Source organism: Streptomyces sp. NPDC090127 (assembly GCF_044746945.1).
Lineage (GTDB): Bacteria > Actinomycetota > Actinomycetes > Streptomycetales > Streptomycetaceae > Streptomyces.
On sequence record NZ_JBIVDE010000005.1, the window covers coordinates 459,052 to 485,762 of the forward strand.

The following is a 26,711-nucleotide window of genomic DNA, read 5'->3' on the forward strand; positions in this document are numbered from 1 at the left end:
CTCAAGTGCGCTTTGGGCTCGCGCGGAGAAGGGCATCCCCCTCGCACAGACCTACGGGGGTGTTGCAGATGGAAGTTGTGGTCATCGCGTTCATCGGACTGATCGTCGTGCTGGGCTTCGTGTCCGCCGTCGGCGGGTCGCGGCCCGGCGCCCGGCGGCGGCGGGGCGGCTGGTCGAGCGGCGGCGGGGGCGGATGCGGCTCCGACGGAGGCTCGTCCTGCGGCGGTGGCGGCGGTGGTGGTGGCGGGGGCTGTGGCGGTGGTGGCGGGGGCGACTGACCCGGCCGACCGGCACGAGGGCGACTGACACGGGGCAGTCGCCCTCACGATCACCAGGTGCCCGGCGGGTGAATATCCGCCGGGCACCTTCGTGTCGGAGCCGGACGAACAGGTTTCTTTGAACAATTGAACTGTTGGGTCCCCGAAGGGGATGTAAACCACGGCAAGTTGGGTAAAAGCGCTGCGAGTCGCTCGAAGTCCGTGATTCCCTCTGCGTTGATAAGAGACCAGCCCTCGGACCGTGTGTGGACCCGAGTCGGCGATCCCCCACTCCCGTTGAACCCTTCTCCGGGGCGCCCCCGGCCCACCCGTCAAACCGTGTTTGCGGAGCCGACCCATGCTCACGACCCTGAAGACCTCCTACACCGACACCCGTGCGGCCGATCTGGCCTGGGCGCTCGGGCGCGAGCCGCTGCCCGCCCTCGCCGTGCTCGATCTCGAACTGACAGGCGCCAAGCTCCAGTTGAGGCTGCTCGGCGCCTCCCACCAAGTACTACTGGAAGAAGAGGAGCGCAGCTGCTCGGAGACCGTCGCCTGTATGCCCGGCAGCAGTACGCCGCTGCCGCTGGGCGTCTCCAAGAGAGTCGGCGGGTGGGAGTACGAATTCGCCGCCCGCGTCGAGAAGCTCTCGCAGGGCTCCTTCGCGGGCCGCGCACAGGAGTTGCTGGCGCTGGTCGCCGACCACCCCAACGGCCTCGCGGGGACGTTCCCCGGCTCCCCGCACGCCTTCACGGCGATGCTGGCGCAGCGCCACGAGGGCCAGGTGCGGTGGCGCACCTGGCACGCGTACCCGCAGGAAGGGCAGTTGGTGGTCACCCGGACGCAGATCGGCGTCCGTATGTCCGCTTCACTGTAATGCGCCGGTTGGAAGCCCCATGTGCACTCGTGTGGGTGACAAGTGGCGACAGGTGTGTGACGTAGCGTTACGAACATGATCGATCCGCCCCTGACCATGCCACCCAAGAGGGTGACGCGGCTGCCCGTACGGCCGAGCACGGTGCGGTATCCGGTCCTCGTCGTCGTCTTCGTCTGCGCCGCCTGCGGACTCGTCTACGAACTGGAACTGGTCGCGCTCGCCTCGTACCTGATCGGCGACTCGGTCACCCAGGCCTCCGTCGTGCTCTCCCTCATGGTCTTCGCGATGGGCGTCGGCTCGCTGCTCGCCAAGCGGCTGCGCTGCCGTGCCGCCGTCGGCTTCGGCCTGGTGGAGTGCGGCCTCGCGCTGATCGGAGGCTGCTCCGCCCTGGTGCTGTACGCGGCCTTCGCCTGGGTGGGCGAGGCGCAGTACGTCCTGGTGGCGTTCTCGCTCGCCATCGGCGTCCTCATCGGGGCGGAGATCCCGCTCCTCATGTCGCTCATCCAGCGGGCGGAGTCGGCGCGCTCGGCGCGTGCGCCCGGCGCGCGGGACAAGGAGAGCGCCGCCGATCCGGCCGGGACCGTCGCCGACCTGTTCGCCGCCGACTACGTGGGCGCCCTGGTCGGCGGCCTCGCCTTCCCTTTCCTGCTGCTGCCCTGGCTCGGCCAGCTCACCGGCGCGCTCGTCACCGGCGGGGTGAACGCGGTGGCGGGCGGCGGCCTGGTGCTGTGGCTGTTCCGGCGCGACCTGACCGGCCGGTCCCGGGCGCTGCTGATCGGCGCGAACCTGGCCGTCCTCGCGGTCCTCGCCACCGCGACCGCCCTCGTCGACGACTTCGAGGAGGCCGCGCGCCGCGCGGTGTACGGGGACGACGTGCGGGTCGCCGTGCGGACGGACCTCCAGGAAGTGGTGGTGACGGGGGAGCGGGGCCGCCCGCCGGACCTCTTCGTGGACGGACGGCTGCGGGCCGGCGGCGAGGACGCCTTCCGGTACCACGAATCGCTCGTGCACCCCGCGATGAACGGTCCGCACGCGCGCGTGCTGGTCCTGGGCGGCGGTGACGGCCTCGCCGCCCGCGAGGTGCTGCGCCACGCCGGAGTCCGGTCGGTCACCGTCGTGGACATCGACCCCGGAGTCGTCCGGCTCGCCCGGACCAACCCCGAGATCACCGCGCTCAACGGCCACGCCCTGAGCGATCCGCGCGTCCGCCTGGCCTACGCGGACGCCTTCCGCTGGCTGCGCGGGGCGGCGGCGGGCGCGGGGGCGGGCGGGCGGTACGACGTGGTGATCTCCGACCTCCCCGACCCGGGGATCTCGGCGGGCGCCAAGCTGTACTCCGAGGAGTTCTACGGCCTGGCCGCCCGGATCCTCGCCGACGACGGGCGGCTCGTCGTCCACGCCGGATCGGCCGCCGCCTCCCCCCGTACGTACTGGACCGTCGACTCCACCCTCCGCGCGGCCGGCTTCGCGACCCGCCCCTACAGCGCGCACGGCCGCGGGGCGCAGCGCGCCGCGGGCCCGGACCGGGCCGACCGCTCGGGCGGCACCGGCGGGGCGGGCACCGGCGGGGCAGACGGTACGGGCGGTACGGGCGGTACGGGTGGTACGGGCGCGGCAGACGGTACGGGTGGTACGGGTGGTACGGGCGGGGCAGACGGTACGGGCGGTACGCACGGGGCGCCGGACGCCGGGGCGGCCGACTGGGGGTACCTGCTCGCGGCCGCGGGCACCTACCCGCCCGAGCTGGCCCTCCCCGCCGACACGCCCCCGCTGCGCTCCCTCACGGTCGGCGCCCTGGTGACCGGGGCCAGGGCCGTCGAGCGCACCCGGAACGAGCGGGACGCCCCACCGCCGCCGTCGACGCTGGTCCACCCGAGGTACGGCGGCTGACGGCGGGGCGGGGGAGGAACGCCTGCGACGGACGGGACGGGACGGGGCCCGGGGGCAAACAGGCGACGGCGGCGCTCGGGCTGAGTAGGCTCGTATGCCATGGAGCATGAGGTGTTCGTTCCGGTACCGGCCGAGGTTCTCCGCGAGACCCTGACGGACCCCGCGCGGGTGGCGCGCTGCGTCCCCGGCCTCCAGCAGGACGCCGACGCGGGGGCGGGCCCCCTCGCGGGCCGGATGAGGATCCGGGCCGGCGGCCACACGATCACCTACCAGGGCGCGCTGCGGCTGGCCGAGGAGAGCGGCGCCGTCGCCGTCGAGGGCACGGGCTCCGAGGTCCGCGGCACGGGCTCGGCGACGCTCGCCCTGACGATCGTGCTCACCCCGCTGGCCGACGGGACCACCCTCACCTTCACCGGCACCGTGAAGCCGACAGGCCGACTCGCCGACCTCCCGGACGAGGCGCGGGAGTCGGCGGCCCAGCGGCTGATCGAGAAGTTCACGGCCTCCCTGGCGGCGGCCGCGACCGGGGCCGTGAACGGCACGGTGCCCGCCGCGGGAGACGCCGTCGCTGACGTCGACTCCCCCTCCGACTCCGGCATCGATGCCGACTCTGCGGCCGATGCCGATGCCGACGCCGAATCCGCGGCCGCGGCCGATGCCGATTCCGCCCCTGCGGCCGACGCCGAATCCGCGGCCGACGCCGAATCCGCGGCCGACGCCGATGCCGATGCCGATGCCGACTCCGCGGCCGATGCCGACTCCGCGCCGGCTGCGGGGTCCGCGGCCGGTTCCGTGTCCGAACCCGTCCCCGACTCCGCCGCGCACGCCCCCGCCCAGGCCCACGCCGACGTCGAGGACGACGACGAGGCCGACAGCGACAGCGACGGCGTCGACGACGGCATCGAGGAGCCGCACCGCCCGTCCGTCTTCGAGGCGCCCGTCCCCCCGCCCTCCCTCGACCCCTTCGAGGGCAGCGACTTCGAGGGGGACGCGCCCGTCGAGTACCCCACCGAACCCCCCGCCGCCGAGGCCGCCCACGCCCGGCGGACGATGATCGGGCGGAGCGCCGAGGAGGTCGACCACGCCCCACCGCGCGGCCGGTACGCCCCCGTTCCGGCCCCGGACACCACCTCGGCGGGCGCCACCCTGCGCTGGATCGCCCCCGCCGCCGCCCTCGCGATCGCCTCGGCGGTGGTCGTCGGCCGGGCGCTGCGCCGCCGACGCTGAACCCCGTCTACTGTCGGGGTCGTGAGCAAGCAGACACGACTGACGGCGGGCGACGCCGAGTTGACCATCAACCCCGACAGCGGCTGCCGTATCGAGAGCCTGCGCATCGGCGGCACGGAGCTGCTGCGCCAGGGCGAGCGGTACGGCTGCTTCCCGATGGTGCCCTGGTGCGGGCGGATCGAGCTGGGCCAGTTCCGCAACGGCGGCGAGAAGCACCAGCTGCCTCTCAACTCCCCGCCGCACGCCATCCACGGCACCGGCCGCGACGCCGTCTGGAAGGCCGCCCGCACGGCGGCCGAAGCGGACGGTGACCGCACGGCGGCGTTCACCTACGAGCTCGGCGACCCCTGGCCGTACACGGGGCGGGTCACCCAGACCTTCGCCCTCACGGAGGACGCGCTCACGCTCCAGCTCGGTGTGGAGACGTACGACGACTCCTTCCCGGCCCAGGCGGGCTGGCACCCCTGGTTCCACCGTTCCCTCGACGGCGGCGCTCCCGTGCGCGTCGACTTCGCGCCCGAGTGGCAGGAGGAGCGCGGCGAGGACCATCTCCCCACCGGACGGCGGATCGGCCCCACCCCCGGTCCGTGGGACGACTGCTTCGGGATGCCCGGAGGCGTCGATGTCACGCTCACCTGGCCGGAGCAGCTGGAGCTGAAGGTGGCGAGCCGCGCCGAGTGGGTCGTCCTCTACGACGAGCAGGCGGAGGCGGTCTGCGTGGAGCCGCAGTCGGGCCCGCCGAACGGCCTGAACACCCACCCGCGGTACGTGACCCCGATCGAGCCGCTGGAGATCGCGACCACCTGGACCTGGCGGCGGCTTTAAGCTCATGAGCATGACTGACGTACGCGCTGACCTGCTCCAGCAGATCAAGGACAAGGCCGTGGTGCACGGCAAGGTGACCCTCTCCTCGGGTCTGGAGGCCGACTACTACGTCGACCTGCGCCGGATCACGCTGGACGGTGCCGCTTCTCCGCTCGTCGGCCAGGTGATGCTCGACCTGACCGCCGACCTGGAGTTCGACGCGGTGGGCGGCCTGACGCTCGGCGCCGACCCGGTGGCGACCGCGATGCTGCACGCCTCCGCCGCCCAGGGGAAGCGTCTGGACGCCTTCGTGGTCCGCAAGGCCGCCAAGGCGCACGGGATGCAGCGCCAGGTCGAGGGCCCGGACATCACGGGCCGTCGCGTCCTGATCGTCGAGGACACCTCCACCACCGGTGGCTCCCCGCTGACCGCCGTCGAGGCGGCGCGCGCGGCCGGTGCCGAGGTCGTCGCGGTCGCCACGATCGTGGACCGGGCGACGGGCGCGGGCGAGAAGATCAGCACCACCGCGGGCGTCCCGTACCTCTACGCGTTCGCGCTGGACGAGCTGGGCCTCGCCTGATCGAGGCGAAGTCGTGACTTAGGTCCCGGGGGCCCGCCGGTGGCGGTCCTGACCTGGGGATTTGACCAGGGGCGGAGTGTTTCACGTGAAACGCTCCGCCCCTTCGTCATGGTGTCCGCACAAGAGTCTGGAAAGATGGGCCCCGACGATGACGTCGCCCCAGGTCAGGGTCAAGTAACGCACCCACCCGCACATCACAAGGAGCGGACGAATGCCCATCGCAACCCCCGAGGTCTACAACGAGATGCTCGACCGGGCGAAGGCAGGCAAGTTCGCCTACCCGGCCATCAACGTGACCTCCTCCCAGACCCTGCACGCCGCGCTGCGCGGCTTCGCGGAGGCCGAGAGCGACGGCATCATCCAGATCTCGACCGGTGGCGCCGAGTTCCTGGGCGGCCAGCACAACAAGGACATGGTCACGGGCGCCGTCGCCCTGGCGGAGTTCGCCCACATCGTCGCGGCCAAGTACGACATCACGGTCGCGCTGCACACCGACCACTGCCCGAAGGACAAGCTGGACGGCTACGTCCGCCCGCTGCTCGACATCTCCGCCGAGCGCGTCAAGGCCGGTCGCAACCCGCTCTTCCAGTCGCACATGTGGGACGGCTCCGCCGAGACCCTCGCGGACAACCTGGCCATCGGCCAGGAGCTGCTGGCCAAGGCCGCCGCCGCCAAGATCATCCTTGAGGTCGAGATCACCCCGACCGGTGGCGAGGAGGACGGCGTCACCCACGAGATCAACGACGAGCTGTACACCACCGTCGACGACGCGATCCGCACCGCCGAGGCCCTCGGCCTGGGCGAGAAGGGCCGCTACCTGCTGGCCGCCTCCTTCGGCAACGTGCACGGCGTCTACAAGCCGGGCAACGTCGTCCTCCGCCCCGAGCTGCTCAAGGACCTCCAGGCGGGCGTCGCCGAGCGCTTCGGCAAGGCCAGCCCGTTCGACTTCGTCTTCCACGGCGGCTCCGGCTCCACCGCCGAGGAGATCGCCACCGCGCTGGAGAACGGCGTCGTGAAGATGAACCTCGACACCGACACCCAGTACGCCTTCACCCGTCCGGTCGTGGACCACATGTTCCGCAACTACGACGGTGTCCTGAAGGTCGACGGCGAGGTCGGCAAGAAGTCCACCTACGACCCGCGCACGTGGGGCAAGCTCGCCGAGGCCGGTATGGCGACGCGCGTGACCGAGGCGTGCGCCGCGCTGCGCTCGACCGGCACGAAGCTGAAGTAAGCGACAGACAGGCAGTGACCGTACGAAGGGCCCGGCACCCGGTGGTGCCGGGCCCTTCGTATCTCCAGCACCGCAGCTTTCCCGCGCTCCAGGAGGCCTGAGTGACGACGACGTACGACTTCGACCGTGAGATAGGCCGGCAGGGCACGTGGTCGGTCCAGTGGGACGGCATCGCGGACCGCTTCGGGGTCGGCGAGCTGCTCCCCTTCACCATCTCCGACATGGACTTCGCCTCCCCGCCCGAGGTGCTCCGCGCCCTGCGCGAGCGGGTCGACCACGGGGTCTTCGGCTACACGGACTGGCGCCTCGGCGACTTCCGGGAGGCGGTACGGGACTGGTACGCGACCCGTCACGACACCGCGATCGACGTCTCGGCGCTGGTCTACGCGCCGTCCGTGCTGAGCCAGCTCTCGCAGCTCCTCCAGATGTGGACCGAGCCCGGCGACGGCGTGGTGGTGCACACCCCGACGTACGACGGCTTCCGCAAGGCCGTCACCGGTCTGGGGCGCGAGCTCCGGGGCGTCCCGGTCGGGGACACCGGCGCGCTGGAGGCGGAGCTCGCGCGGCCCGACAGCCGGATGCTGCTGCTCTGCTCGCCGCACAACCCGACGGGGCGGGTGTGGCGGGAGGAGGAGCTCGCACAGTTCGCGCGGCTCGCCGAGCGCCACGGCGTCGCGGTCGTCAGCGACGAGATCCACGCGGACCTGGTGGCGGAGGGCCGGGTCCACGTGCCGTGGACCCGGATCGTGGAGCCGGGCCACGGCGCGCGGTGGGCCCTGATCACCTCGGGCACCAAGGCCTTCAACTTCCCCGCGCTGACCGGCTCGTACGGGATCGTCGGCGACCCCGAGGAGCGGGCGGCGTTCGTCCGCCGGATGGAGACCGGCGAGGGGCTCGCCTCCCCGGCGGTGCTCTCGCTGACCGCCCACATCGCCGCGTACCGGCAGGGCGGGCCGTGGCTGGACGAGCTGCGGGCGTACGTGGCGGGCACCATGCGGCTCCTTGAGGAGCGGCTCGCGGCGGGGCTGCCGGGGGTGACCTGGACGCCTCCGCAGGCCGGCTATCTGGCCTGGATCGACCTGCGCCCGCTCGGGATCGCCGAGGACGCGCTCCAGCGGGAGCTGGTGGAGGTCGAGAAGGTCGCGATCATGCCGGGCGGCGTCTACGGCACGCCCGGCTTCGTCCGACTGAACGTCGGCTGCCCGAGGAAGAAGGCGGAGCGGGGGGTGGACGCGCTGGTGAGGGCGGCGACGAGGCTGCGCACGACGTGACACCAGGGGCCCCGGCCTCGTGCGCGCCGGAGCCGGCGGGACGGAGCGCGGCAGGGCCCCGGCCTTGTGCGCGGTGGAGCCGGCGGGACGGAGCGCGGCAGGGCCCCGGCCTCGTGCGCGCCGGAGCCGGCGGGACGGAGCGCGGCAGGGGCCCCGGCCTCGTGCGCGCCGAAGCCGGCGGGACGGAGCGCGGCAGGGCCCCGGTCTCGTGCGCGGTGGAGCCGGCGGGACGGAGCGCATGACGTGCACGGGTCCGCGCCCGCGAGGAGCATGGCAGGCATGGATATCAGGCTCGCCTCGGGGACGGGGCGGTGGATCGTCTTCACCACCGTGCTCGGCTCCGGGATGGCGCTGCTCGACTCGACCGTCGTCAACGTCGCCCTGCCCCACATCGGGGAGGACCTCGACGCCGACATGGCCGTGCTCCAGTGGACCGTCAACGCCTACATGCTCACCCTCGCCGGGCTGATCCTGCTCGGCGGCGCGCTGGGTGACCGGTACGGCCGGCGGCGCGTGTTCGTCGTCGGCATCGTGTGGTTCGCCGCCGCCTCGCTGCTCTGCGGTCTCGCCCCGAACGCCGGGATCCTGATCGCCGCCCGCGCCCTCCAGGGCGTCGGCGGCGCCCTGCTCACCCCCGGTTCGCTCGCGCTGATCCAGGCGAGCTTCCATCCGGACGACCGGGCCAAGGCCGTCGGCCTGTGGTCCGGTTTCGGTGGCGTCGGCGCGGCGATCGGGCCGTTCGTCGGCGGCTGGCTGGTCGACGGTCCGGGCTGGCGGTGGGTGTTCCTGCTGAACGTGCCACTGGCGCTGCTCTGCGTGCCGGTCGCCCTGCGCCACGTGCCCGAGTCACGCGACGAGACCGCCCACGGCCGCTTCGACGTCCTCGGCGCCGTCCTGGGCGCGGCGGCGCTCGCCCTCGTGACGTACGCGCTGATCGCCGAGGCCTGGTGGGCCGCCGGGCTCGGGATCGCGGTCGGGGCGGCCTTCGTCGTCCTGGAGCGGCGCAGGGCCGAGCCGATGGTGCCGCCGGCGATCTTCGCGTCCCGGCTGTTCACGGTGGTCAACCTGGTGACGCTGTGCGTGTACGCGGCGCTCGGTGGCTTCTTCTTCCTGGCCGCCCTCCAGCTCCAGGTGGTCTCCGGCTACTCGGCGCTCGCGGCGGGCACGGCCATGCTGCCCACGACGATCCTGATGCTGCTGCTCTCGGCGAAGTCCGGCGAGCTGGGGGAGAAGATCGGGCCCCGGATCCCGCTGACCGTGGGGCCGCTGTTGTGCGCGGGCGGGATGCTCCTGATGCTGAGGGTCGGCGAGGACGCCTCGTACGTCCGGGACGTGCTGCCGGCCATGGCCGTGCTGGGCCTCGGCCTGACCGTCGTGGTGGCCCCGCTGACCGCGACCGTCCTGGCCTCGGTGGACGTGGCGCGGGCGGGCCTGGCGAGCGGCATCAACAACGCGGCCGCGCGGGCCGCCGGTCTCCTCGCGGTGGCGGCGCTGCCGACGCTGGCGGGGATGGGGCCGGAGGCGTACCGCTCGGCGGAGGAGTTCGGGGAGACGTTCCGGCGGGCGATGCCCATGTGCGCGGGGCTGATGGTGGCAGGGGCGGTCCTGGCGTGGGCGACCGTGCGCAAACCGGTCGGCGAGGCGGACTGCCACCCCGAGTGCAAGGTCCACTGCGGGGTGACGGCGCCCCCGCTGGACCCGGGGGCCGCCGCGACGGAGGGCGGCGGACCGGGCCCCGAGGGGCGCTCGGGTCCGGGGGACCGATGAGGCGGGGGCGGCGGACCGGGCCCCGAGGGGCGCTCGGGTCCGGGGGACCGATGAGGCGGGGGTGAGGGGAAGGCCCTGGAGATCGACGGCGGTTCGCTGAGGCAGACTTGCCCCATGGCCATCCACGAGAACCTGCTGGGGGGACCGCCCCCCACCCACCTGCCCGACGACCCGGAGCCGCGCGAGCTGCTCGCGGCCGGCACGGCGCCGGCGGACGTCGCCGCGAAGTACCCGACGTCCTCGCTGGCCTGGGCCCAGCTCGCCGACGAGGCGTACGAGGGCGGGCGCGTCATCGAGTCGTACGCGTACGCCCGCACCGGCTACCACCGGGGTCTGGACGCGCTGCGGCGCAGCGGCTGGAAGGGCCACGGCCCGGTGCCGTGGGAGCACGAGCCGAACCGCGGCTTCCTGCGGGCCCTGCACGCGCTCGCGCGGGCGGCCGGGGAGATCGGCGAGAAGGACGAGTACGAGCGCTGCTCGACCTTCCTGCGGGACTCCTCGGAGACGGCCGCCGAGACCCTCGGCTGACACGCGCCCCGCGCGCACCACGTGGAGCACCCCTGGGCCCGCCCGGGGGTGCTCCCGGCATTTCCGGACACGGCCCACAGGCCCGGCGGCGCGGCGCGTTCGATGCTGTTCGAAGGGTCGGTACGATCCTCCGGACCGTTGTTCCGAGAGCAGCCGGCGCAGAGGCCCCACCCTCTTCCCCCCATCCGGCCGACGCAGGGGAGAAGTCTGTCTTGGGCAAGCGCGCCGCCGCACCCACCAGCCGAGGACGAAGTCAGAACCGCCGACGGGCCCGGGGCGGCCGGGGCCGCTCCAGGCGGAGCCCCATAGGACGCCTGGTCCTGCCGACGCTCGCCCTCGTGACGCTGGCCCTCGGCGGCGGCGCCGCCCTCGCCCACTACAACGCCGGCACCGGCCCCGCCGACGCCGCGGCCGCCGCCCCCACGGACGAGCCGACCACGGCGATCCCGACCACCCCCGCCCCCACGAAGCCGGCGCCCACGCGCTCCAGCGTCGCCCCCAAGCCCAAGGCGTCGCCCAAGCCCGAGAAGCCGAAGGTGCCCGCGAGCGGCGCCGGCACCTTCGCGGGCGCCACGTCCTCGGGCGATCCCGTCGGCACCGGCGGCACCCTGCGCCGCTACCGCGTCCAGGTCGAGGACGGCATCGACCTCTCCGCGAGCGAGGCCGCCGCCGAGATCGAGCGGATCCTGGCCCATCCGCGCGGCTGGGCCGCGCACGGCCGGGGCAGGTTCCAGCTGGTCACCGAGAACGCCGACTTCGTGATCCGGATCGCCACTCCGACGACCGCCGACAGGCTCTGCCTCGCCGCGGGCCTCAACACCCGCGGTGAGCTGAACTGCGAGACCACCCAGGGCGTGGTGGTGAACCTGAAGCGCTGGCTGCTCGGCTCGCCGACGTTCACGGGCACCCCCGCCGAGTACCGGCATCTGATCATCAACCACGAGGTCGGGCACGAGATCGGCATCCGGATGCACATGACCTGTCCGGGCCAAGGGAAGCTCGCGCCGGTGATGATGCAGCAGATCAAGGGGCTCAAGGGTTGTCGCTCGAACGCGTATCCGTATGACGAAGACGGGAGCTACATCGAGGGCCCGGTCGTGCCATGATGCGCATGGGACCGCACGCGACGAGGCGGGCGGACCCGAGGGGACCGGGGCTCCACTTGCCACACGGAAGGAGCGGACCGCTACCCGGTAGTTGCGTATCGAGGAGACAGAAATGTCCACCTTCCCCGATGCCTCCGGAGCCGGTTCGGTCGAAGACCCGAACCTCGACTTCGCGGGCACGACGCCGTACGAGGACTATGTCCAGGCCGACGTCCTCACCCACCTCCAGCACCTGCGCTCCGACGACCCGGGCGAGATGGTCTTCCTGGTCACGACCCAGGTCATGGAGCTGTGGTTCACCGTCATCGTCCACGAGTGGGAGACCGCGAGCCGCGCGCTGCGCGAGGACCGGATCCCCGTCGCGATGGACGCGCTCAAGCGCTCCGTACGCGAGCTGGAGGCGCTGAACCACTCCTGGCGGCCGCTGGCCCAGCTCACCCCCGCGCAGTTCAACTCCTACCGCTCGGCCCTCGGCGAGGGCTCCGGCTTCCAGTCGGCGATGTACCGGCGGATGGAGTTCCTGCTCGGCGAGAAGTCCGCGTCGATGCTGGCGCCGCACCGCGGGGCGCCCCGGGTCCACTCCGAGCTGGAGAAGGCGCTGCAGGAGCCGAGCCTGTACGACGAGGTCCTCAGGCTCCTCGCCCGGCGCGGGCTGCCCGTGCCGCGGGCCGTGCTCGGCCGGGACCTGGCGAAGAAGTACGAGCCGTCCCCCGAGATCGAGGAGATCTGGGCCGGGATATACGCCGACGCCGACCAGAACGCCGAACTCGTCCGGCTGGGCGAGGCGCTGAGCGACGTCGCCGAACTGGTCTGGCGATGGCGCAACGACCACCTCGTCGCCACCCGGCGGGCCATGGGCTCCAAGACGGGCACCGGCGGCTCGGCGGGCGTGGCGTGGCTGGAGAAGCGCGCGCAGAAGAACGTGTTCCCCGAGCTGTGGACGGCGCGCAGCCATGTCTGAGCACAGCGCGACGGAGACCGCGACGGAGACCGCGACGGAGACCGTGACGGAGGCGGCGGGGACGGCGCAGACGGCGGGATCGGCGGGATCGGCGGAAACGGCGGGATCGGCGGGATCGGCGAGGACGTCCGCGACCGGGCCGGCCTCCGCGACCGGGCCGGCCTCCGCGACCGGGTCGGCCACCGCGACCGCCTCCGGATCCGCCTCCGCCCCCCTGCGCGAGGACGCGCTCCGCAGGGACGCGCGGGACCCGCTGGCCAAGCTCCGCGAGAAGTTCGTCCTGGACGACGCGACCGTCTACCTGGACGGGAACTCGCTGGGCGCGCTGCCCGCGCACGTGCCCGACCGGATGGCCGACGTCATCGCCCGCGAGTGGGGGCGGCTGCGCATCCGTTCCTGGGACGAGAGCGGCTGGTGGACCGCGCCCGAGCGGATCGGCGACCGGATCGCCCCGCTCGTCGGCGCCGCCCCCGGCCGGATCGTGGTCGGTGACTCGACCAGCGTGAACGTCTTCAAGGCCGTCGTCGCCGCGACCCGGCTGAGCACGGACGACCGGGACGAGATCCTCGTCGACGCGACGACGTTTCCCACGGACGGGTACATCGCGGAGTCGGCGGCCCGGATGACCGGCCGCACGATCGTGCCGGTCGACCCGGCGGCCATGGCGGACGCGGCGGGCCCGCGCACCGCCGCCGCGCTCGTCAACCACGTCGACTTCCGGACCGGCCGACTGCACGACCTGCCCGGGATCACGGCCGCCCTGCACGCGGCGGGCGCGCTCGCGGTCTGGGACCTGTGCCACAGCGCGGGCGCCCTGCCGGTCGGCCTGGACGAGCACGGGGTCGACCTGGCGATCGGCTGCACGTACAAGTACCTCAACGGCGGCCCCGGTTCGCCCGCGTACCTGTACGTCGCCGAGCGGCACCAGGGCGCCTTCGACTCCCCGCTGCCGGGCTGGAACTCGCACGCCGACCCGTTCGGGATGACCCCGGGGTACGCGGCGGCCGACGGCGCGGTCCGGGGCCGGGTCGGTACGCCGGACATCCTGTCCATGCTGGCGCTCGAATCGGCGCTCGACGTCTGGGACGGCGTCGGCATCGAGGACGTCCGGGCCAAGTCCCTCGCCCTGACGGACTTCTTCGAGGAGTGCGTGACGGCGTACGCGCCGGCGGACCGGGTCGTGTCCCTCACGCCCCGGGCGCACGGGGAGCGCGGCAGCCAGGTCGCGCTGCGGTGCGCCGAGGCGCCCGCCGTCATGGCGGAGTTGATCCGGCGCGGGGTGGTCGGCGATCTGCGCCGCCCGGACGTGCTCCGGTTCGGCTTCACCCCGCTGTACGTCGGCTTCGCGGACGCGGAGCGGGCGGCGCGGATCCTGGCGGAGGTCCTGACGGACGTACCGGCGGACGTACCGCTCTAGGGGGTGTCCAGGGCATGTCCGGGCCGGCCGCCGACCTCCCCGTCGGCGGTCGGACGGTCCGATGATCGCTTGATCTGTGGGGGCGTCAGTGCTGATACGGTCCCCGCAGGTCAGGCCAATTCGGCCCCGTCCCCGAGAGGTTGGAACAGCATGCCCGACCCCGCCGCGCGCGACGCCGCCGAAGAAGCGTCGGCGTTCTCGCATCCGGCCGTCGCCCCGGACGCGTCCGCCGCGTACGGCGAACACCCCGACCAGGTCGTCGACTTCTACGCGCCGCGCGACGGCCGTCAGCGGGCGCCGCTCGTCGTCGCGCTGCACGGCGGTGCCTGGCGGGCGCCGTACGACCGGCGGCATCTGACCCCGTTCGTGGACTATCTGGCGCGCCGGGGATTCGCCGTCGCCAACGTCGAGTACCGGCGCGGCGGCGCCCTCCCCCGGCAGGGCGGTACGGGACCGGTGGCCGGCCGCTGGCCGGAGACCTTCCACGACGTGGCCGCCGCGCTGGACGCCGTACCGGCGCTGGCCGCCGCGCACCTGCCGCAGGCGGACGCGCGCCGGATCGTGCTCACCGGCCACTCCGCAGGCGGCCACCTCGCCCTGTGGGCGGCCGCCCGGCACGTCCTGGCCTCCGACGCGCCCTGGCACCTGCCCGTGCCGCCCGCGCTGCGCGGGGTGGTGGCGCTGGCTCCGATCGCGCATTTCGACCGGGCCGTGGAGCTGGGCGTGTGCGGTGGAGCGGTGACCGAACTCCTGGGCGGCGAGGGAGAGTTCGACGTACGGGCCCGGCACGCGGACCCGGCCCTGCTGCTGCCGACCGGGATCGCGACGGTGGTCGTCCAGGGGCGCGACGACGTCGTCGTCCCGCAGGCGGTCGCCGACGCCTATGTGGAGGCGGCGGCGAAGGCGGGCGAGACGGTCGGCCTCACGCTCCTCCCGGACGTCGGCCACTTCCCCCTGATCGACCCGGCGGCGGACGCGTGCGCGGTGGTGGCGGAGGAGATCGCCCAGCTGGCGTGGTGAGCGTGCGCCCGCCCCCCGCCCCCACATCGGCGCCCCCGGCGCCCACCGTCGTCCCCCGTCCTCCTCAAGACGGACAGGGAAGGATCCGCTTCCATGGGGACGACCGGGTCCGGGCCGCCCCCGTACCGTTGCCGGCGTGACAGAGACCCGGACCCAGATCCCCGAGACAAGCCGCGCCCCCGAGTTCCGCCTGGTCCAGGGCGCGCTCGGCGGGCTGCGCCAGGACCTCTTCCAGGGCGCCTTCGCCTATCGGCCGCTGCCGCCACTGGGGCTCGACGGCCCGGTGATCCGGCGGCTCCCGGCGCGGATACGCACCAAGGCCCGCTGGACCCCGCACGCGCTCGTGGTCACCATCGCGTTCTTCCTCTTCGCGGTGGGGACGGGCATCGCGTCCGGCAACGGGCTGATCGTCCTCGCCTTCGCGGGGCTGCCCGCCCTGGTCGTGCTGCTGACCCTGGTCCGCCCGGTCCTCGCGTTCTGGGCCTCGCTGGCCCTCACCCCCTTCGTCACGGTCCTCGGCTCGTCCGGGGACGGCTGGCCCTGGGGCCCGACCTCGGGCTTCGCCCACGTGGTGGTCCTGACGGTCGTGGCCGCCCGCACCCGGCCCCGTACGGCGGCGTGGATGTGGGCGGTCTCCGCCGCGTACGCCTTCCTCGCCACCGGCTTCTTCGCGAACAGCACCGAACCCGAGGCCTTCGGCGTCCTCTTCCCGTCCGCGCTCGCGCTGCTGGTCGTGACCGTCGTCCAGATCCGGAGCCAGGCCACCCGGGAGGTCACCGCACAGCAGACCGTGACCGCCGTGGAACGCTCCCGGCGGACCCTCCTCGAAGAGCGCACCACCATCGCCCGCGAGCTGCACGACGTCGTCGCCCACCACATGTCGGTGGTCGCCATCCAGGCCGAGGCCGCGCCCTACCGGGTCGAGAACCCGCCGCCGGAGCTGGAGCAGGCCTTCGTCACCATCCGCGAGAACGCGGTCGCCGCCCTGACCGAGCTGCGGCGCGTCCTCGGTGTCGTCCGGGCGGAGGACTACGAGGCCCCGGACGCCCCGCAGCCCACCCTCGCCGATCTCGAAGGGCTGGTCGCGAACGTCCGCGAGGCCGGTCTCGACGTCGAGAAGACGGTCACGGGCGCGGTCCGGGAGCTGCCGCAGGGCGTGGAGCTCTCGGCGTACCGGATCATCCAGGAGGCGCTGTCCAACGTGCTGCGGCACGCGCCGGGCGCGGGGGCGAAGGTGGAGGTCAGCTACGTCCTCGGCGGCATCGGCCTGCGGATCGTCAACGGTCCGGCGCGCGGCCTGGTCAAACCGTCCCCGGGGGCGGGGCACGGCCTCACGGGGATGCGCGAGCGGGTGACGATGCTGAACGGCGAGATGACGGCGGAGCCGACGGAGGACGGCGGCTTCGAGGTCACGGCGTTCGTCCCCGTGGTCCGTGAGGAGGTGGCGGACCAGTGATCCGGGTGCTGATCGTCGACGACCAGATGATGGTCCGCGAGGGTTTCTCGGTGCTGCTCGGCGCGATGCCGGACATCGAGGTGGTCGGAGAGGCCGTCAACGGCCGGGAGGCGATCGCCCAGGTCGCGGCCCTGCGCCCGGACGTGGTCCTGATGGACATCCGGATGCCGGAGCTGAACGGCATCGACGCGACGCGCGAGATCGTGGCGGCGGACGCGGACGCCAAGGTGCTGGTCCTGACGACGTTCGACCTCGACGAGTACGTGTACCAGGCGCTGCGCGCCGGGGCGTCGGGCTTTCTGCTGAAGGACGCGTCGGCACGGCAGCTGGCCGACGGCGTCCGGGTGGTGGCGGCCGGCGAGGCACTGCTCGCGCCGACGGTGACGAAACGGCTGATCACGGAGTTCGCGCGGGCGGCGGAGTCGCCGAAGGTACCGGCGTTGTCGCAGGTCGGGGAGTTGACGGAGCGGGAGACGGAGGTCCTGGTGCTGATCGCGCAGGGGCTGTCGAACGCGGAGATCGCGGACCATCTGGTGGTGGCCGAGTCGACGATCAAGACGCACGTGAGCCGGATCCTGGTGAAGCTGGGGCTGCGGGACAGGACGCAGGCGGCGGTGTTCGCGTACGAGGCGAGACTGGTCCAGGTGGGCGGGTAGGTTCCCGTCCATGGACGCCTCCTTCGACGCACCCTTCGACCCCTGGTCGCCCTCGTTCGTCGCGGACCCGTACCCCGCCTACGCCGCGCTGCGGGCGGCGGGCCGCGCGCACTGGTTCGGGCCGACCCGGCAGTGGCTGATCCCGCACTACGAGGACGTGTCGGCGCTGCTGCGGGACCGGCGCCTGGGGCGTACGTACACGCATCGCTTCACGCACGAGGAGTTCGGCCGTACGGCCCCGCCGGCGGCGCACGAGCCCTTCCACACGCTGAACGACCACGGTCTGCTCGACCTGGAGGCGGTGGACCACACCCGGATCCGCCGCCTGGTGTCGAAGGCGTTCACGCCGCGCACGGTGGAGCGGCTGGCGCCGACGGTACGGAGGCTGGCGGCGGAACTGGTCGACGGCCTGGTGGCGCGGGGCGGCGGCGACCTGCTGGCGGACGTGGCGGAGCCGCTGCCGGTGGCGGTGATCGCGGAGATGCTCGGGGTGCCGGAGGAGGACGAGGAGCGGCGGATGCTGCGGCCGTGGTCGGCCGACATCTGCGGCATGTTCGAGCTGAACCCCTCGGAGGAGACGGCGCGGCGGGCGGTGCGGGCGTCGCTGGACTTCTCCGCTTACCTGCGGGAGCTGATCGGGCGGAGGCGTGCGGACCCGGGGGAGGACCTGATCTCGGCCCTGGTGGGCGTCGAGGGGCTCACCGAGCAGGAGATGGTCTCCACGTGCGTGCTTCTGCTGAACGCGGGCCACGAGGCGACGGTGAACACGACCGTGAACGGCTGGTGGACGCTGCTGCGCCACCCGGAGGAGCTGGCGGCGCTGCGGGCGTCGGGGTCGCCCGAGATGTTGTCCACAGCTGTGGAAGAAGTTCTGCGCTACGACACTCCGCTGCAGATGTTCGAGCGGTGGGTCCTGGACGACATCGAGATCGGCGGCGTGGTCATCCCCCGCGGCTCCGAGGTGGCGCTCCTCTTCGGCTCGGCCAACCGGGACCCGGCCCGCTTCCCGGACCCGGACGCCCTGGACCTCACCCGCACGGACAACCCGCACATCACCTTCGGCGCGGGCATCCACTACTGCCTGGGCGCCCCGCTCGCCCGCCTCGAACTGACGACCCTCTTCGGAGAGCTCCTGGCCAGGGCCCCGGGCCTGCGCCTGGCGGCGGAGCCGCGATGGAACCCGGGCTACGTCATCCGGGGCGTCCCGGAGCTCCTGGTCCACACCTGACCCCCGCCCGGTGCACCCCGAGGTGCGCCCCGGAGGTGCCCTCCCGAGGTGCGCCCCCGAGGTGCGCTCCCGAGGTGCGCCCCAGAGGCGCGCCCCCGAGGTGCGCCCCCGAGGTGCGCCCCGAAATGCGCCCCCGAGGCGCGCTCCCGTCACGACGTGATCAGGTCCCGCCGCCCGAGGCGCCAGAGGCCCGCCGTGGTCAGAGTCGCCGCCAGGGCCATCAGGGTCAGCGCCGGGGCCCATGTCATCGCGGCGCCCGGGAGCTTCGGGAGGTGGCCGTAGGGGGAGAGGTCCAGGACCGCCTGGGGCAGGTCGAGCGCGGGGCCGATCCAGCCGAGCGCCAGGCACAGCCCCGCCACGCCCCACCCGGCCACCGCCGCCCTCGGGAACGCGCCCCACAGGAGGACCGTCAGCCCGGCCAGTGTCCAGATCGCCGGCAGCTGGGCCAGCGAGGCGCCCAGGACGGGGCCCAGGTCCCGACCGTACGAGACGTACAGGCCGAGCCCCGCCAGCACCATGATCAGCGCCGCGCCCGCGAAGGCGATCAGCAGGTGACCCGCGGCCCAGCGCACCCGCCCCACCGCGTTCGCCAGGACCGGTTCCGCCCGCTGCGAGAGCTCCTCGCCGTGCGGCCGCAGCACCGCCCCGACCGCGAACAGCGCCGCGAGCATCCCGAACATCCCGATCATCGTCGCCAGGAACGCGTCGGTCAGACCGCTCTGCCCGCCCATCCGCTCGAAGATCTCCCGCGCCTGCTCGTTGTCGCCGACGAGGTCCGCCGCCCCCTCCACCATCCCGCCGAAGACGAGACCGCCCAGGAGGAAGCCGAGGGACCAGCCGAGCACCGCCCCCCGCTGCAACCGCCACGCCAGCGCCCCCGCCGTCCCGAGCGCCCCCTCCGCGGGGCCGGGCCGCGCCGGCAGGAAGCTCATGCCCACGTCCCGCCGGCCGGCCAGCCCGTACGCCACCGCCGCCTGCGCGAGGACCGCCCCCGCGATCAGCAGCACCACCCACCACCGCTCCCCGCCGAACGCCCGGACGTTCTCCGCCCAGCCGACCGGCGAGAGCCAGGTCAGCGCCGACGAGCCGGCGGAGCCGCCCGCGTCCCCCGCCGCCCGCAGCGCGAAGGCGAGCCCCAGCACCCCCGCCGTCAGCCCCTTCGCCAGCCGCGCGCTCTCCGTCAGCTGCGCCACGATCGCCGCCGTCGCCGCGAAGAACATCCCCGTGCCGCCGACGGCGAGACCGAGCGCCAGCGCGCCGCCGAGGCCCTGCCCCCAGAGCCCCGCCACGACGATGAGCGCGACCCCCGCGTTGGCGGCCAGCGCCGCCAGCAGCGCCGCCGTCAGCGGCGCGCGCCGGCCCACCACCGCGGAGGAGAGCAGCTCCTGACGGCCCGTCTCCTCCTCTTCCCGCGTGTGCCGTACGACGATGATCAGGCTCATCACGGCGGCCAGCGTCGCGGCGAACGTGCCGAAGCGCCAGGCCACCAGGCCGCCGAGCGAGTCGCTGAACACCGGCCCGTACAGCGAGCGCATCGAGCTGTTGGCGGTCATCGACACGGCCAGCTCCGCCCGCTGCGCCGCCGTCCCGTACAGCCCCTCCAGCGTGCCGACCCCACCGGCGACCAGGCCGCCGGTGACGAGGACCCACAGCGGCGTCATCAGCCGGTCGCGGCGCAGCGCGAGCCGCGTCAGCGTGCCCGTACCCGTCAACTGCACGGTGAGCGTGCTCATCGCGCCGCCACCTCCCGCGCGTAGTGCCGCAGGAAGAGCTCCTCCAGCGTGGGCGGGGTGCTCGTCAGCGAGCGCACCCCCGACTCCGCCAGCGAGCGCAGCACCGCGTCGAGCTTGTCCGTCTCGACCTGGAGCCTGACCCGGTGCCCCCGCACGTCCAGGTCGTGGACGCCGGGGAGGTGGGCGAGTCCGCCCGGTGCGCCGGAGAGTTCGGCGGTGACGCTCGTACGGGTGAGGTGGCGCAGCTCCGCCAGCGAACCGCTCTCCACCGTCCGCCCCTTGCGGATGATGCTCACCCGGTCGCAGAGGGTCTCGACCTCGCTCAGGATGTGCGAGGACAGCAGGATCGTCCGCCCGCGCTCGCGCTCCTCCGCCACGCAGCGCTGGAAGACCTCCTCCATCAGCGGGTCGAGTCCGCTGGTCGGTTCGTCCAGGATCAGCAGGTCGACGTCGGAGGCGAAGGCGGCGACGAGGGCGACCTTCTGGCGGTTGCCCTTGGAGTAGGTCCGGCCCTTCTTCGTCGGGTCGAGCTCGAACCGCTCGATCAGATCGGCCCGCCGGGCCGTGTCGAGTCCGCCGCGCAGCCGGCCGTAGAGGTCGATGACCTCGCCGCCGGAGAGGTTGCGCCAGAGCGTCACGTCGCCGGGGACGTACGCGATACGGCGGTGCAGCTCGACGGCGTCGCGCCACGGGTCCCGGCCGAGGAGCTGGGCGGCTCCGGAGTCGGCGCGCAGCAGCCCGAGGAGGACCCGGATGGTGGTGGACTTGCCCGAGCCGTTGGGTCCCAGGAAGCCGTGGACCTCACCGCTCTCGACGGCGAGGTCGAGGCCGTCGAGCGCCTGGGTGCGGCCGAACGCCTTGTGCAGCCCGGCCACCGTGATTGCCTTCGTCATGATTCTGAACGTACGCGACTTTCACAAACTTGTGAAGTTAAGGAAGCGTATAAAGTCGGGGGATGAGCGAGATGACGACGACCGGCGCGGGCGAGGATGCGGCGGTGTCCCGATTCGTGGAGCGCTTCGCCGCCGAACTCACCGAGGCGGGCATGCAGCGCATGGCGTCCAGGGTCTTCGCGGCCCTGCTCGCCTCCGAGAGCGCGTCCATGACCTCGGCGGAACTCGCCGACCAGCTGCGGATCAGCCCGGCGGCCGTCTCCGGCGCGATCCGCTACCTCAGTCAGGTCGGCATGGTCAGCCGCGAACGCGACCCGGGCTCGCGCCGCGACCGGTACGTCCTGCACAACGAGGTCTGGTACGAGTCGCTCACCCGCCGGGACGCGATCCTGACCCGTTGGGAGAAGGTGCTCCGGGACGGCTCCGAGATCCTCGGCCCGGACACGGCGGCGGGCCGCCGGACGGTGGAGACGGCCGAGTTCTTCGAGTTCCTCCAGAAGGAGATGCTGAGCCTCCTGGACCGCTGGCGCGAGCACAAGGCGGCGACCCGGGGCGACAGCGGCAGGTCCTAGCCCTGGGAGCCCTGGGAGCCCTGGGAGCCACGGGGGGCCTGGGGGGCCTGCGAGGCCTCGGCGGAGGCCGAAACAGCGGGTGTGTCCTCCATGCCGTCCTCGTGGGCTTCCTCCCCCGGCTCCCACCGCAGCAGGTCCCCCGGCTGGCACCCCAGGACCTCGCACAGGGCCGCGAGCGTCGTGAAGCGCACCGCCTTCGCGCGGCCGTTCTTGAGCACCGCCAGGTTGGCCGGGGTGATCCCGACGCGTTCCGCGAGTTCGCCCACGGACATCTTCCGCCGGGCCATCATCACGTCGATGTCGACGGTGATCGGCATCAGATCACCTCGTCCAGCTCGGCCCGCAGCGCCGTCGCCTCGACCTCGCGCGCGACCGCCTGGGCGAGCAGTGCGCGCAGCACGAGCACGATCAGCGCGACCCCCAGGGTCGCCAGGCCGATCCCGCCCAGGATCAGGACGACTCCCGGTGCCACGGCCTCGCCGGGCGCCAGCAGGATGCCGAGGGCGAACACCAGCAGGGCGGCGGCCGTGAACGCGCCGGTCATGACGTCCACGTACCGGAAGGCCGCGAGGGAGAAGACCGTCCCGCGCCGCACCATCGTGAGCAGTCGCCAGACGCAGACCAGGACGACCTGGGCGGCGACGATCCCCAGCACGAAGATCAGGAGGAGCGGGACGCGCAGGTCCGAGAGCTCGCCGCCGGAGTCATCCGCGTCCAACGCCGTCTGCGCCACCACCAGCACCTGGACGCACGCCGAGCCGGCGAACAGCGTCATGAGCACGGCGCGCAGGGCGAACACCGTCAGTCTTCCCATCGTGGCTCCTTCGATCGAGTCCCGATGGGAATCTATTGAAAAACGATAGGCAAGGCAAGTGGTGGGCGCCCAGGCGGCACCGCCACCCCCTCAGCCCCTCCCCTACGCCCTCGGCAGCGTCAGCCGCCACGCCTCCTCCCGCACCGTCCACGTCCGCCGCCGCACCGGGCCCGACACCACCGCGTCCGCGCGGTAGCGGAAGTCCGGACCCGAGACCGTCAGGATGCGGGCGTCGGCGTGGACGGGAGGTGCGGACAGGGGCTGGACCGTGATCGCGGCCAGGCCGGCCAGGGACCGTACGCGCACGCCCTCGACCGGCGCCCCGATGTCGCTGAGCAGCACGCCGTCCGCCTCCACCCGCAGCCGGTGGACGCGCGGCACGGCCTGCGTCGGGGCCGGCCGGACCAGGGTGCGGACCAGGGACCGGCAGGTCCCCCAGACCGACGGCGGCTCCACCGCGCGCACCGCCGGGCTCCGCCCGGCCGGAATGCGCAGATCGCCGAGCACCACCCCGTCGCTGTCGTCGACGAGCAGGTCGAGGCGGCGCGCCACCCCGTCGAGCACCGCCCGCGCGGCCGGCACCGTGCCGCGCGGCACGCCGAGCGCGTACGCCACTTCCAGCGAGCCCTGCGCCCCGATCGGCACGAGCGACAGCTCCCCGTCCGCGAGCTCACGCTCCCGGTGCAGCAGGGTCACCGTGCGTAGCAGCGCACGGTCGTCCCCGACCACCACCAGGCGCCGCGAGCCGCGCCGGGCAAGGGCCCGGGAGAACTCCTCCGGGTTGTCCGGAAGGCAGATCTTCGCCTCTGCCCCCGCACACAACACATCTTTCGCGATCCGTACGGACTCGCCGTCACTTCGGCGGGCGACCGGGTCGATGACCACCAGCAGCTGGTCGTGAGCCGACACCTCGGTCCTTCCTCGGGTAGCATCTTTGTGCAAGAGCCCCTTGCGCTATTGCGCCAGGGGCTTCGTCTATTCCGGGGCACACCGGTGAGGCGGCCTCGGCCCCTGACCTTGGACATGCCCCACCCGGAAGGGGTGTACGCCTGTGCCCGCACTTGTGCTGCTCGGTGCTCAGTGGGGTGACGAGGGCAAGGGAAAGGCCACCGATCTCCTCGGTGGATCCGTTGACTATGTAGTGCGTTACCAGGGCGGCAACAACGCCGGCCACACCGTCGTCGTCGGCGACCAGAAGTACGCGCTGCATCTTCTCCCTTCCGGAATCCTCTCCCCGGGGTGCACCCCGGTGATCGGGAACGGAGTCGTCGTCGACCCGGCGGTCCTGCTCTCCGAGCTGAGCGGACTGAACGAGCGAGGCGTTGACACGTCCAAGCTCCTGATCAGCGGTAACGCGCATCTGATCACTCCGTACAACGTCACCCTCGACAAGGTGACGGAACGGTTCCTCGGTAAGCGCAAGATCGGCACCACGGGACGCGGCATCGGCCCGACCTACGCCGACAAGATCAACCGCGTCGGTATCCGGGTCCAGGACCTGTACGACGAGTCGATCCTCAACCAGAAGGTGGAGGCGGCGCTGGAGGGCAAGAACCAGCTGCTCGCCAAGCTCTACAACCGCCGCGCGATCGACGCCGCCCAGATCGTCGAGGAGATGCTCCAGTACGCGGAGCAGATCAAGCCGTACGTCGCCGACACCACCCTGATCCTGAACCAGGCGCTGGACGACGACAAGGTCGTGCTCTTCGAGGGCGGCCAGGGCACGCTCCTGGACGTCGACCACGGCACGTACCCCTTCGTCACCTCCTCGAACCCGACCGCCGGCGGCGCCTGCACCGGCGCCGGTGTGGGCCCGACGAAGATCAGCCGGGTCATCGGCATCCTCAAGGCGTACACGACCCGTGTCGGCGCCGGCCCGTTCCCGACGGAGCTCTTCGACGCGGACGGCGAGGCGCTGCGGCGCATCGGTGGCGAGCGCGGTGTCACCACCGGCCGTGACCGTCGCTGCGGGTGGTTCGACGCGGTCATCGCGCGGTACGCGACCCGGGTCAACGGCCTGACGGACTTCTTCCTCACCAAGCTCGACGTGCTGACGGGCTGGGAGCAGATCCCGGTCTGCGTCGCGTACGAGATCGACGGCAAGCGCGTCGAGGAGCTGCCGTACTCGCAGACCGACTTCCACCACGCGAAGCCGATCTACGAGATGCTGCCGGGCTGGTCCGAGGACATCACCAAGGCCCAGACCTTCGCCGACCTGCCGAAGAACGCGCAGGCGTACGTGAAGGCCCTGGAGGAGATGTCGGGCGCCCCGATCTCCGCGATCGGCGTGGGCCCGGGCCGCACGGAGACGATCGAGATCAACTCGTTCCTCAAGTAGGCCGTACGACCCCCGCGGCGACCACCGCGCAGGAGGGCCCGCACCCCGCACCCGGGGCGCGGGCCCTCCGGCGTTCCGGGCCCCGCCGACGCGCGCCCCGCCCCGGCCCCGGTCCGGTCCCGGTCCGGTCCCGGTCCGGTCCCGGTCAGGTCAGCGCCGGTAGTACTCGCCCGGTTCGCCGTCCAGCATCGGGTGCAGGAGCAGCCGTTCGCGGCCCTTGAAGCGGTCGATCTCCAGGTAGCTGCCGGTGCCGACGCGCTCGCAGTCCGGGTCCGACAGGTCCGGGTCGGCGGTGCCCGGGGCGATGACGAGCGGGGCGCCCGCGGCGGCGAGCAGGGCCGTGAAGGTGCAGGTGACCGAGTCCGGGGTGACGGCGCCCTCGTCGTCCAGGCGCGGGAAGCCACGCTGGATGCGGACGACCGGGGCGCCGATGGGGCCCTGCGAGATGGTGACCTCGTCGGTGTAGCGGTCGGCGTTGTCGCCGTAGATCAGCGGGTCGTTCTCCATCTTCCAGGACCCGACGAACGCCTCCGGCACGATCGCCGTGCCCGAGCGCGCCTTGCGGAAGGTGGCCTTCGCCGCGCCCGAGGACCACTCCAGGACATCGGGGGAGCGCAGGGTGAGTGTCTGGTGGGCGAGCGGGGTGCACCGCTGGGAGGGGACGCTCGTGGTCACGTCGGACTCGCCGAGGACCACCTTGTCCTCGTCGGCGGAGACGAGCCGTGAGCGGCCCATGCACATCTGCTCCTCCGACGTACGGGTGTAGACCGCGGCCTTCGTGCCCGCCGCGCCCTGGCTGATCTCGATCCGCGCCGCGTCCCTGGGGCTGTCGGCGGAGCCGCGCAGCACGCCCTCCCAGGCGCCCAGGAAGGCGGCGGGCACGATCCCCGCCGGGCGGGCCGAGACGCTCCCGGTCGCGCCCCCTGCCCGGTTCTTCCCGTCGCCTCCGGTGCCCGGCTCCGGCCAGAAGGTGTACGTGAGGCCGGCGGCCGCCGCCACCACGAGGGCGGTCGCGGCGGCGACCAGGCCGGTACGGCGGGTGGGGCGGCGGCGCGGCCTCGGTCCCGGTACGGGGGTGGGGTCCGCGGGCCCCGACGCCGAGCGGGGCCCGGACCCCGAGCGCGGCCCGGACCCCGAGCGCGGCCCGGACGCCGAGCGCGACCCCGCCGCCGTCGGCGCGGTCTCCGCCTCCAGGAGCCGGGCCGCGTGGCGACCGAGCCGGGCCAGGACGTCCGCCGGGAGCCAGGGGTCGGTCACCGTGACCGTCTCGGCCAGCTCGGCGGCCGAGGGGCGGCGGGCCGGGTCCTTGGCGAGGCAGGCCCGGACCAGCCCGCTCAGCTCGGCCGGGAGGTCCGTCAGGTCCGGATCGTCGTGCGCGATGCGGAACATCGTGGCGTGGACGCCGCTGTCCGCCGTACCGAAGGGGGAGCGGCCGGTCGCCGCGTAGACGAGCAGCGAACCCAGGCAGAAGAGGTCGGACGCGGCCGTCAGCTTCTCGCCGCGCACCTGCTCGGGGGACATGAAGCCGGGCGACCCGACCAGCGCGCCGGTGCTGGTCAGTCCGCCGTCGGTGACGGTCTCCACGGCGCGCGCGATGCCGAAGTCGATGAGGCGCGGTCCGTCCACGGTCAGCAGGACGTTCGAGGGCTTCAGGTCGCGGTGGACGAGCCCGGCGTCATGCACATGGGTGAGCGCGCGGGCGAGCCCGGCGGCCAGCGAGCGCACCGTCGTGGGCGGCAGCGGCCCGAACTCCTCGCCCACCACGACCCGCAGCGAGGGGCCGGGGACGTAGCCGACGGCCACCCAGGGCGCCTCGGCCGCCGTGTCCGAGCCGAGCAGCGGGGTCGTGCCCGTGCCGCCGACCTGCTCCAGGGCGGCGACCTCGCGGGCGAATCTGCGCCGGAACTCGTCCTGTGCCGCGAGCTCCGCGTGCACCACCTTCACCGCGACCGTCCGGCCGCCCGCCGAACGGGCCAGGAAGACCCGCCCCATCCCGCCGGCGCCCAGCCGCCCGAGCAGCCGGAACGGGCCGATGCTGACCGGGTCTTCCGCGTTCAAAGGCTCCACCAAAGGCTCCACGGT

General features: G+C 73.3%; 25 protein-coding genes. 19 read left to right on the plus strand and 6 right to left on the minus strand.

Features of this window, described 5'->3' with window-relative positions; all coding sequences use genetic code 11:
- Positions 1–68: 68 nt before the first annotated feature.
- The 17 genes from ACIPPS_RS20985 (at position 69) to ACIPPS_RS21065 (ending at position 18,279) form a co-directional block, all read left to right on the plus strand.
- Positions 69–278 (plus strand): hypothetical protein, encoded by a 210-nt coding sequence (locus ACIPPS_RS20985; RefSeq protein ID WP_401434096.1) that lies wholly within the window; start codon positions 69–71, stop codon positions 276–278.
- A 337-nt stretch (positions 279–615) separates the two neighbouring features.
- Positions 616–1,134: a DUF2617 family protein gene (locus ACIPPS_RS20990; protein ID WP_401434099.1), complete on the plus strand. Its 519-nt coding sequence runs from the start codon at positions 616–618 to the stop codon at positions 1,132–1,134.
- 75 nt (positions 1,135–1,209) lie between these two features.
- Entirely contained in the window at positions 1,210–3,024 is a 1,815-nt protein-coding gene (locus tag ACIPPS_RS20995; RefSeq protein WP_401434101.1) for a polyamine aminopropyltransferase, read from the plus strand.
- A 99-nt stretch (positions 3,025–3,123) separates the two neighbouring features.
- Positions 3,124–4,251 carry an SRPBCC family protein gene (locus ACIPPS_RS21000; RefSeq protein WP_401434104.1) on the plus strand — a complete coding sequence of 376 codons (1,128 nt, stop codon included), beginning with the start codon at positions 3,124–3,126 and terminating at the stop codon, positions 4,249–4,251.
- Positions 4,252–4,272: 21 nt separating this feature from the next.
- A complete protein-coding gene (locus tag ACIPPS_RS21005; protein WP_401434106.1) occupies positions 4,273–5,076 on the plus strand; it encodes an aldose 1-epimerase in 804 nt (267 codons plus the stop codon).
- 10 nt (positions 5,077–5,086) lie between these two features.
- Positions 5,087–5,635: an orotate phosphoribosyltransferase gene (pyrE, locus tag ACIPPS_RS21010; protein ID WP_401434108.1), complete on the plus strand. Its 549-nt coding sequence runs from the start codon at positions 5,087–5,089 to the stop codon at positions 5,633–5,635.
- A gap of 211 nt (positions 5,636–5,846) precedes the next feature.
- A complete protein-coding gene (gene fbaA, locus ACIPPS_RS21015) occupies positions 5,847–6,869 on the plus strand; it encodes a class II fructose-bisphosphate aldolase (protein WP_401434111.1) in 1,023 nt (340 codons plus the stop codon).
- A 101-nt stretch (positions 6,870–6,970) separates the two neighbouring features.
- The gene (locus tag ACIPPS_RS21020; RefSeq protein WP_401434113.1) at positions 6,971–8,140 is read left to right on the plus strand and encodes a MalY/PatB family protein; all 1,170 of its coding nucleotides are present in this window, start codon (positions 6,971–6,973) and stop codon (positions 8,138–8,140) included.
- A gap of 279 nt (positions 8,141–8,419) precedes the next feature.
- On the plus strand, positions 8,420–9,907 hold the full coding sequence (locus ACIPPS_RS21025; protein WP_401434115.1) for an MFS transporter: 1,488 nt from the start codon (positions 8,420–8,422) through the stop codon (positions 9,905–9,907).
- A 114-nt stretch (positions 9,908–10,021) separates the two neighbouring features.
- Positions 10,022–10,435 (plus strand): DUF3151 domain-containing protein, encoded by a 414-nt coding sequence (locus ACIPPS_RS21030; RefSeq protein WP_389570563.1) that lies wholly within the window; start codon positions 10,022–10,024, stop codon positions 10,433–10,435.
- A 212-nt stretch (positions 10,436–10,647) separates the two neighbouring features.
- Positions 10,648–11,541 carry a DUF3152 domain-containing protein gene (locus tag ACIPPS_RS21035; protein WP_401434118.1) on the plus strand — a complete coding sequence of 298 codons (894 nt, stop codon included), beginning with the start codon at positions 10,648–10,650 and terminating at the stop codon, positions 11,539–11,541.
- 112 nt (positions 11,542–11,653) lie between these two features.
- Positions 11,654–12,502 carry a tryptophan 2,3-dioxygenase family protein gene (locus ACIPPS_RS21040; protein WP_401434120.1) on the plus strand — a complete coding sequence of 283 codons (849 nt, stop codon included), beginning with the start codon at positions 11,654–11,656 and terminating at the stop codon, positions 12,500–12,502.
- A complete protein-coding gene (kynU, locus tag ACIPPS_RS21045) occupies positions 12,495–13,919 on the plus strand; it encodes a kynureninase (RefSeq protein WP_401434123.1) in 1,425 nt (474 codons plus the stop codon). Before ACIPPS_RS21040 ends, kynU begins: the two co-directional genes overlap by 8 nt.
- 150 nt (positions 13,920–14,069) lie before the next feature.
- The gene (locus tag ACIPPS_RS21050; protein WP_401434125.1) at positions 14,070–14,939 is read left to right on the plus strand and encodes an alpha/beta hydrolase family protein; all 870 of its coding nucleotides are present in this window, start codon (positions 14,070–14,072) and stop codon (positions 14,937–14,939) included.
- Between the two features lie 136 nt (positions 14,940–15,075).
- Complete coding sequence (locus tag ACIPPS_RS21055; RefSeq protein WP_401434127.1) at positions 15,076–16,395, plus strand: sensor histidine kinase; 1,320 nt, start codon at positions 15,076–15,078, stop codon at positions 16,393–16,395.
- Between the two features lie 26 nt (positions 16,396–16,421).
- Positions 16,422–17,051, plus strand: a complete 630-nt coding sequence (locus tag ACIPPS_RS21060; RefSeq protein WP_401434659.1) for a response regulator — start codon at positions 16,422–16,424, stop codon at positions 17,049–17,051.
- Between the two features lie 10 nt (positions 17,052–17,061).
- Positions 17,062–18,279, plus strand: coding sequence for a cytochrome P450 (locus ACIPPS_RS21065; protein ID WP_401434130.1), 1,218 nt, complete (start codon positions 17,062–17,064; stop codon positions 18,277–18,279).
- A 149-nt stretch (positions 18,280–18,428) separates the two neighbouring features.
- On the opposite strand, the gene ACIPPS_RS21070 is transcribed toward ACIPPS_RS21065, so the two are convergent.
- Both ACIPPS_RS21070 and ACIPPS_RS21075 read right to left on the minus strand, forming a co-directional pair.
- The gene (locus ACIPPS_RS21070) at positions 18,429–20,012 is read right to left on the minus strand and encodes an ABC transporter permease (protein ID WP_401434133.1); all 1,584 of its coding nucleotides are present in this window, start codon (positions 20,010–20,012) and stop codon (positions 18,429–18,431) included.
- Positions 20,009–20,905, minus strand: coding sequence for an ATP-binding cassette domain-containing protein (locus tag ACIPPS_RS21075; protein ID WP_401434136.1), 897 nt, complete (start codon positions 20,903–20,905; stop codon positions 20,009–20,011). The genes ACIPPS_RS21070 and ACIPPS_RS21075 overlap by 4 nt, the downstream gene beginning before the upstream one ends.
- Positions 20,906–20,967: 62 nt before the next feature.
- On the opposite strand from ACIPPS_RS21075, the gene ACIPPS_RS21080 reads away from it, so the two are divergent.
- A complete protein-coding gene (locus ACIPPS_RS21080; RefSeq protein WP_401434139.1) occupies positions 20,968–21,477 on the plus strand; it encodes a GbsR/MarR family transcriptional regulator in 510 nt (169 codons plus the stop codon).
- Here the strand turns inward: ACIPPS_RS21080 and ACIPPS_RS21085 are convergent.
- The 3 genes from ACIPPS_RS21085 to ACIPPS_RS21095 all read right to left on the minus strand — a co-directional run bounded on the left by ACIPPS_RS21085 (position 21,474) and on the right by ACIPPS_RS21095 (position 23,200).
- Positions 21,474–21,794, minus strand: a complete 321-nt coding sequence (locus ACIPPS_RS21085) for a helix-turn-helix domain-containing protein (RefSeq protein ID WP_401434142.1) — start codon at positions 21,792–21,794, stop codon at positions 21,474–21,476. The two genes, ACIPPS_RS21080 and ACIPPS_RS21085, sit on opposite strands and share 4 nt — an antisense overlap.
- Positions 21,794–22,291: a DUF2975 domain-containing protein gene (locus tag ACIPPS_RS21090; protein WP_401434144.1), complete on the minus strand. Its 498-nt coding sequence runs from the start codon at positions 22,289–22,291 to the stop codon at positions 21,794–21,796. Before ACIPPS_RS21090 ends, ACIPPS_RS21085 begins: the two co-directional genes overlap by 1 nt.
- 102 nt (positions 22,292–22,393) lie before the next feature.
- Complete coding sequence (locus tag ACIPPS_RS21095; protein WP_401434147.1) at positions 22,394–23,200, minus strand: diacylglycerol kinase; 807 nt, start codon at positions 23,198–23,200, stop codon at positions 22,394–22,396.
- 142 nt (positions 23,201–23,342) lie between these two features.
- On the opposite strand from ACIPPS_RS21095, the gene ACIPPS_RS21100 reads away from it, so the two are divergent.
- Positions 23,343–24,629, plus strand: coding sequence for an adenylosuccinate synthase (locus ACIPPS_RS21100; protein ID WP_401434149.1), 1,287 nt, complete (start codon positions 23,343–23,345; stop codon positions 24,627–24,629).
- Between the two features lie 150 nt (positions 24,630–24,779).
- On the opposite strand, the gene ACIPPS_RS21105 is transcribed toward ACIPPS_RS21100, so the two are convergent.
- A complete protein-coding gene (locus tag ACIPPS_RS21105) occupies positions 24,780–26,696 on the minus strand; it encodes a serine/threonine-protein kinase (protein ID WP_401434151.1) in 1,917 nt (638 codons plus the stop codon).
- Positions 26,697–26,711: the final 15 nt, after the last annotated feature.

Coding starts and splice junctions, on each gene's coding strand:
- ACIPPS_RS20985 (WP_401434096.1), top strand. CDS start 69: ATGGAAGTTGTGGTCATCGCGTTCATCGGACTGATCGTCGTGCTGGGC.
- ACIPPS_RS20990 (WP_401434099.1), top strand. CDS start 616: ATGCTCACGACCCTGAAGACCTCCTACACCGACACCCGTGCGGCCGAT.
- ACIPPS_RS20995 (WP_401434101.1), top strand. CDS start 1,210: ATGATCGATCCGCCCCTGACCATGCCACCCAAGAGGGTGACGCGGCTG.
- ACIPPS_RS21000 (WP_401434104.1), top strand. CDS start 3,124: ATGGAGCATGAGGTGTTCGTTCCGGTACCGGCCGAGGTTCTCCGCGAG.
- pyrE (WP_401434108.1), top strand. CDS start 5,087: ATGACTGACGTACGCGCTGACCTGCTCCAGCAGATCAAGGACAAGGCC.
- fbaA (WP_401434111.1), top strand. CDS start 5,847: ATGCCCATCGCAACCCCCGAGGTCTACAACGAGATGCTCGACCGGGCG.
- ACIPPS_RS21025 (WP_401434115.1), top strand. CDS start 8,420: ATGGATATCAGGCTCGCCTCGGGGACGGGGCGGTGGATCGTCTTCACC.
- ACIPPS_RS21030 (WP_389570563.1), top strand. CDS start 10,022: ATGGCCATCCACGAGAACCTGCTGGGGGGACCGCCCCCCACCCACCTG.
- ACIPPS_RS21040 (WP_401434120.1), top strand. CDS start 11,654: ATGTCCACCTTCCCCGATGCCTCCGGAGCCGGTTCGGTCGAAGACCCG.
- kynU (WP_401434123.1), top strand. CDS start 12,495: ATGTCTGAGCACAGCGCGACGGAGACCGCGACGGAGACCGCGACGGAG.
- ACIPPS_RS21050 (WP_401434125.1), top strand. CDS start 14,070: ATGCCCGACCCCGCCGCGCGCGACGCCGCCGAAGAAGCGTCGGCGTTC.
- ACIPPS_RS21060 (WP_401434659.1), top strand. CDS start 16,422: ATGATGGTCCGCGAGGGTTTCTCGGTGCTGCTCGGCGCGATGCCGGAC.
- ACIPPS_RS21065 (WP_401434130.1), top strand. CDS start 17,062: ATGGACGCCTCCTTCGACGCACCCTTCGACCCCTGGTCGCCCTCGTTC.
- ACIPPS_RS21070 (WP_401434133.1), bottom strand. CDS start 20,012: ATGAGCACGCTCACCGTGCAGTTGACGGGTACGGGCACGCTGACGCGG.
- ACIPPS_RS21075 (WP_401434136.1), bottom strand. CDS start 20,905: ATGACGAAGGCAATCACGGTGGCCGGGCTGCACAAGGCGTTCGGCCGC.
- ACIPPS_RS21080 (WP_401434139.1), top strand. CDS start 20,968: ATGAGCGAGATGACGACGACCGGCGCGGGCGAGGATGCGGCGGTGTCC.
- ACIPPS_RS21085 (WP_401434142.1), bottom strand. CDS start 21,794: ATGCCGATCACCGTCGACATCGACGTGATGATGGCCCGGCGGAAGATG.
- ACIPPS_RS21090 (WP_401434144.1), bottom strand. CDS start 22,291: ATGGGAAGACTGACGGTGTTCGCCCTGCGCGCCGTGCTCATGACGCTG.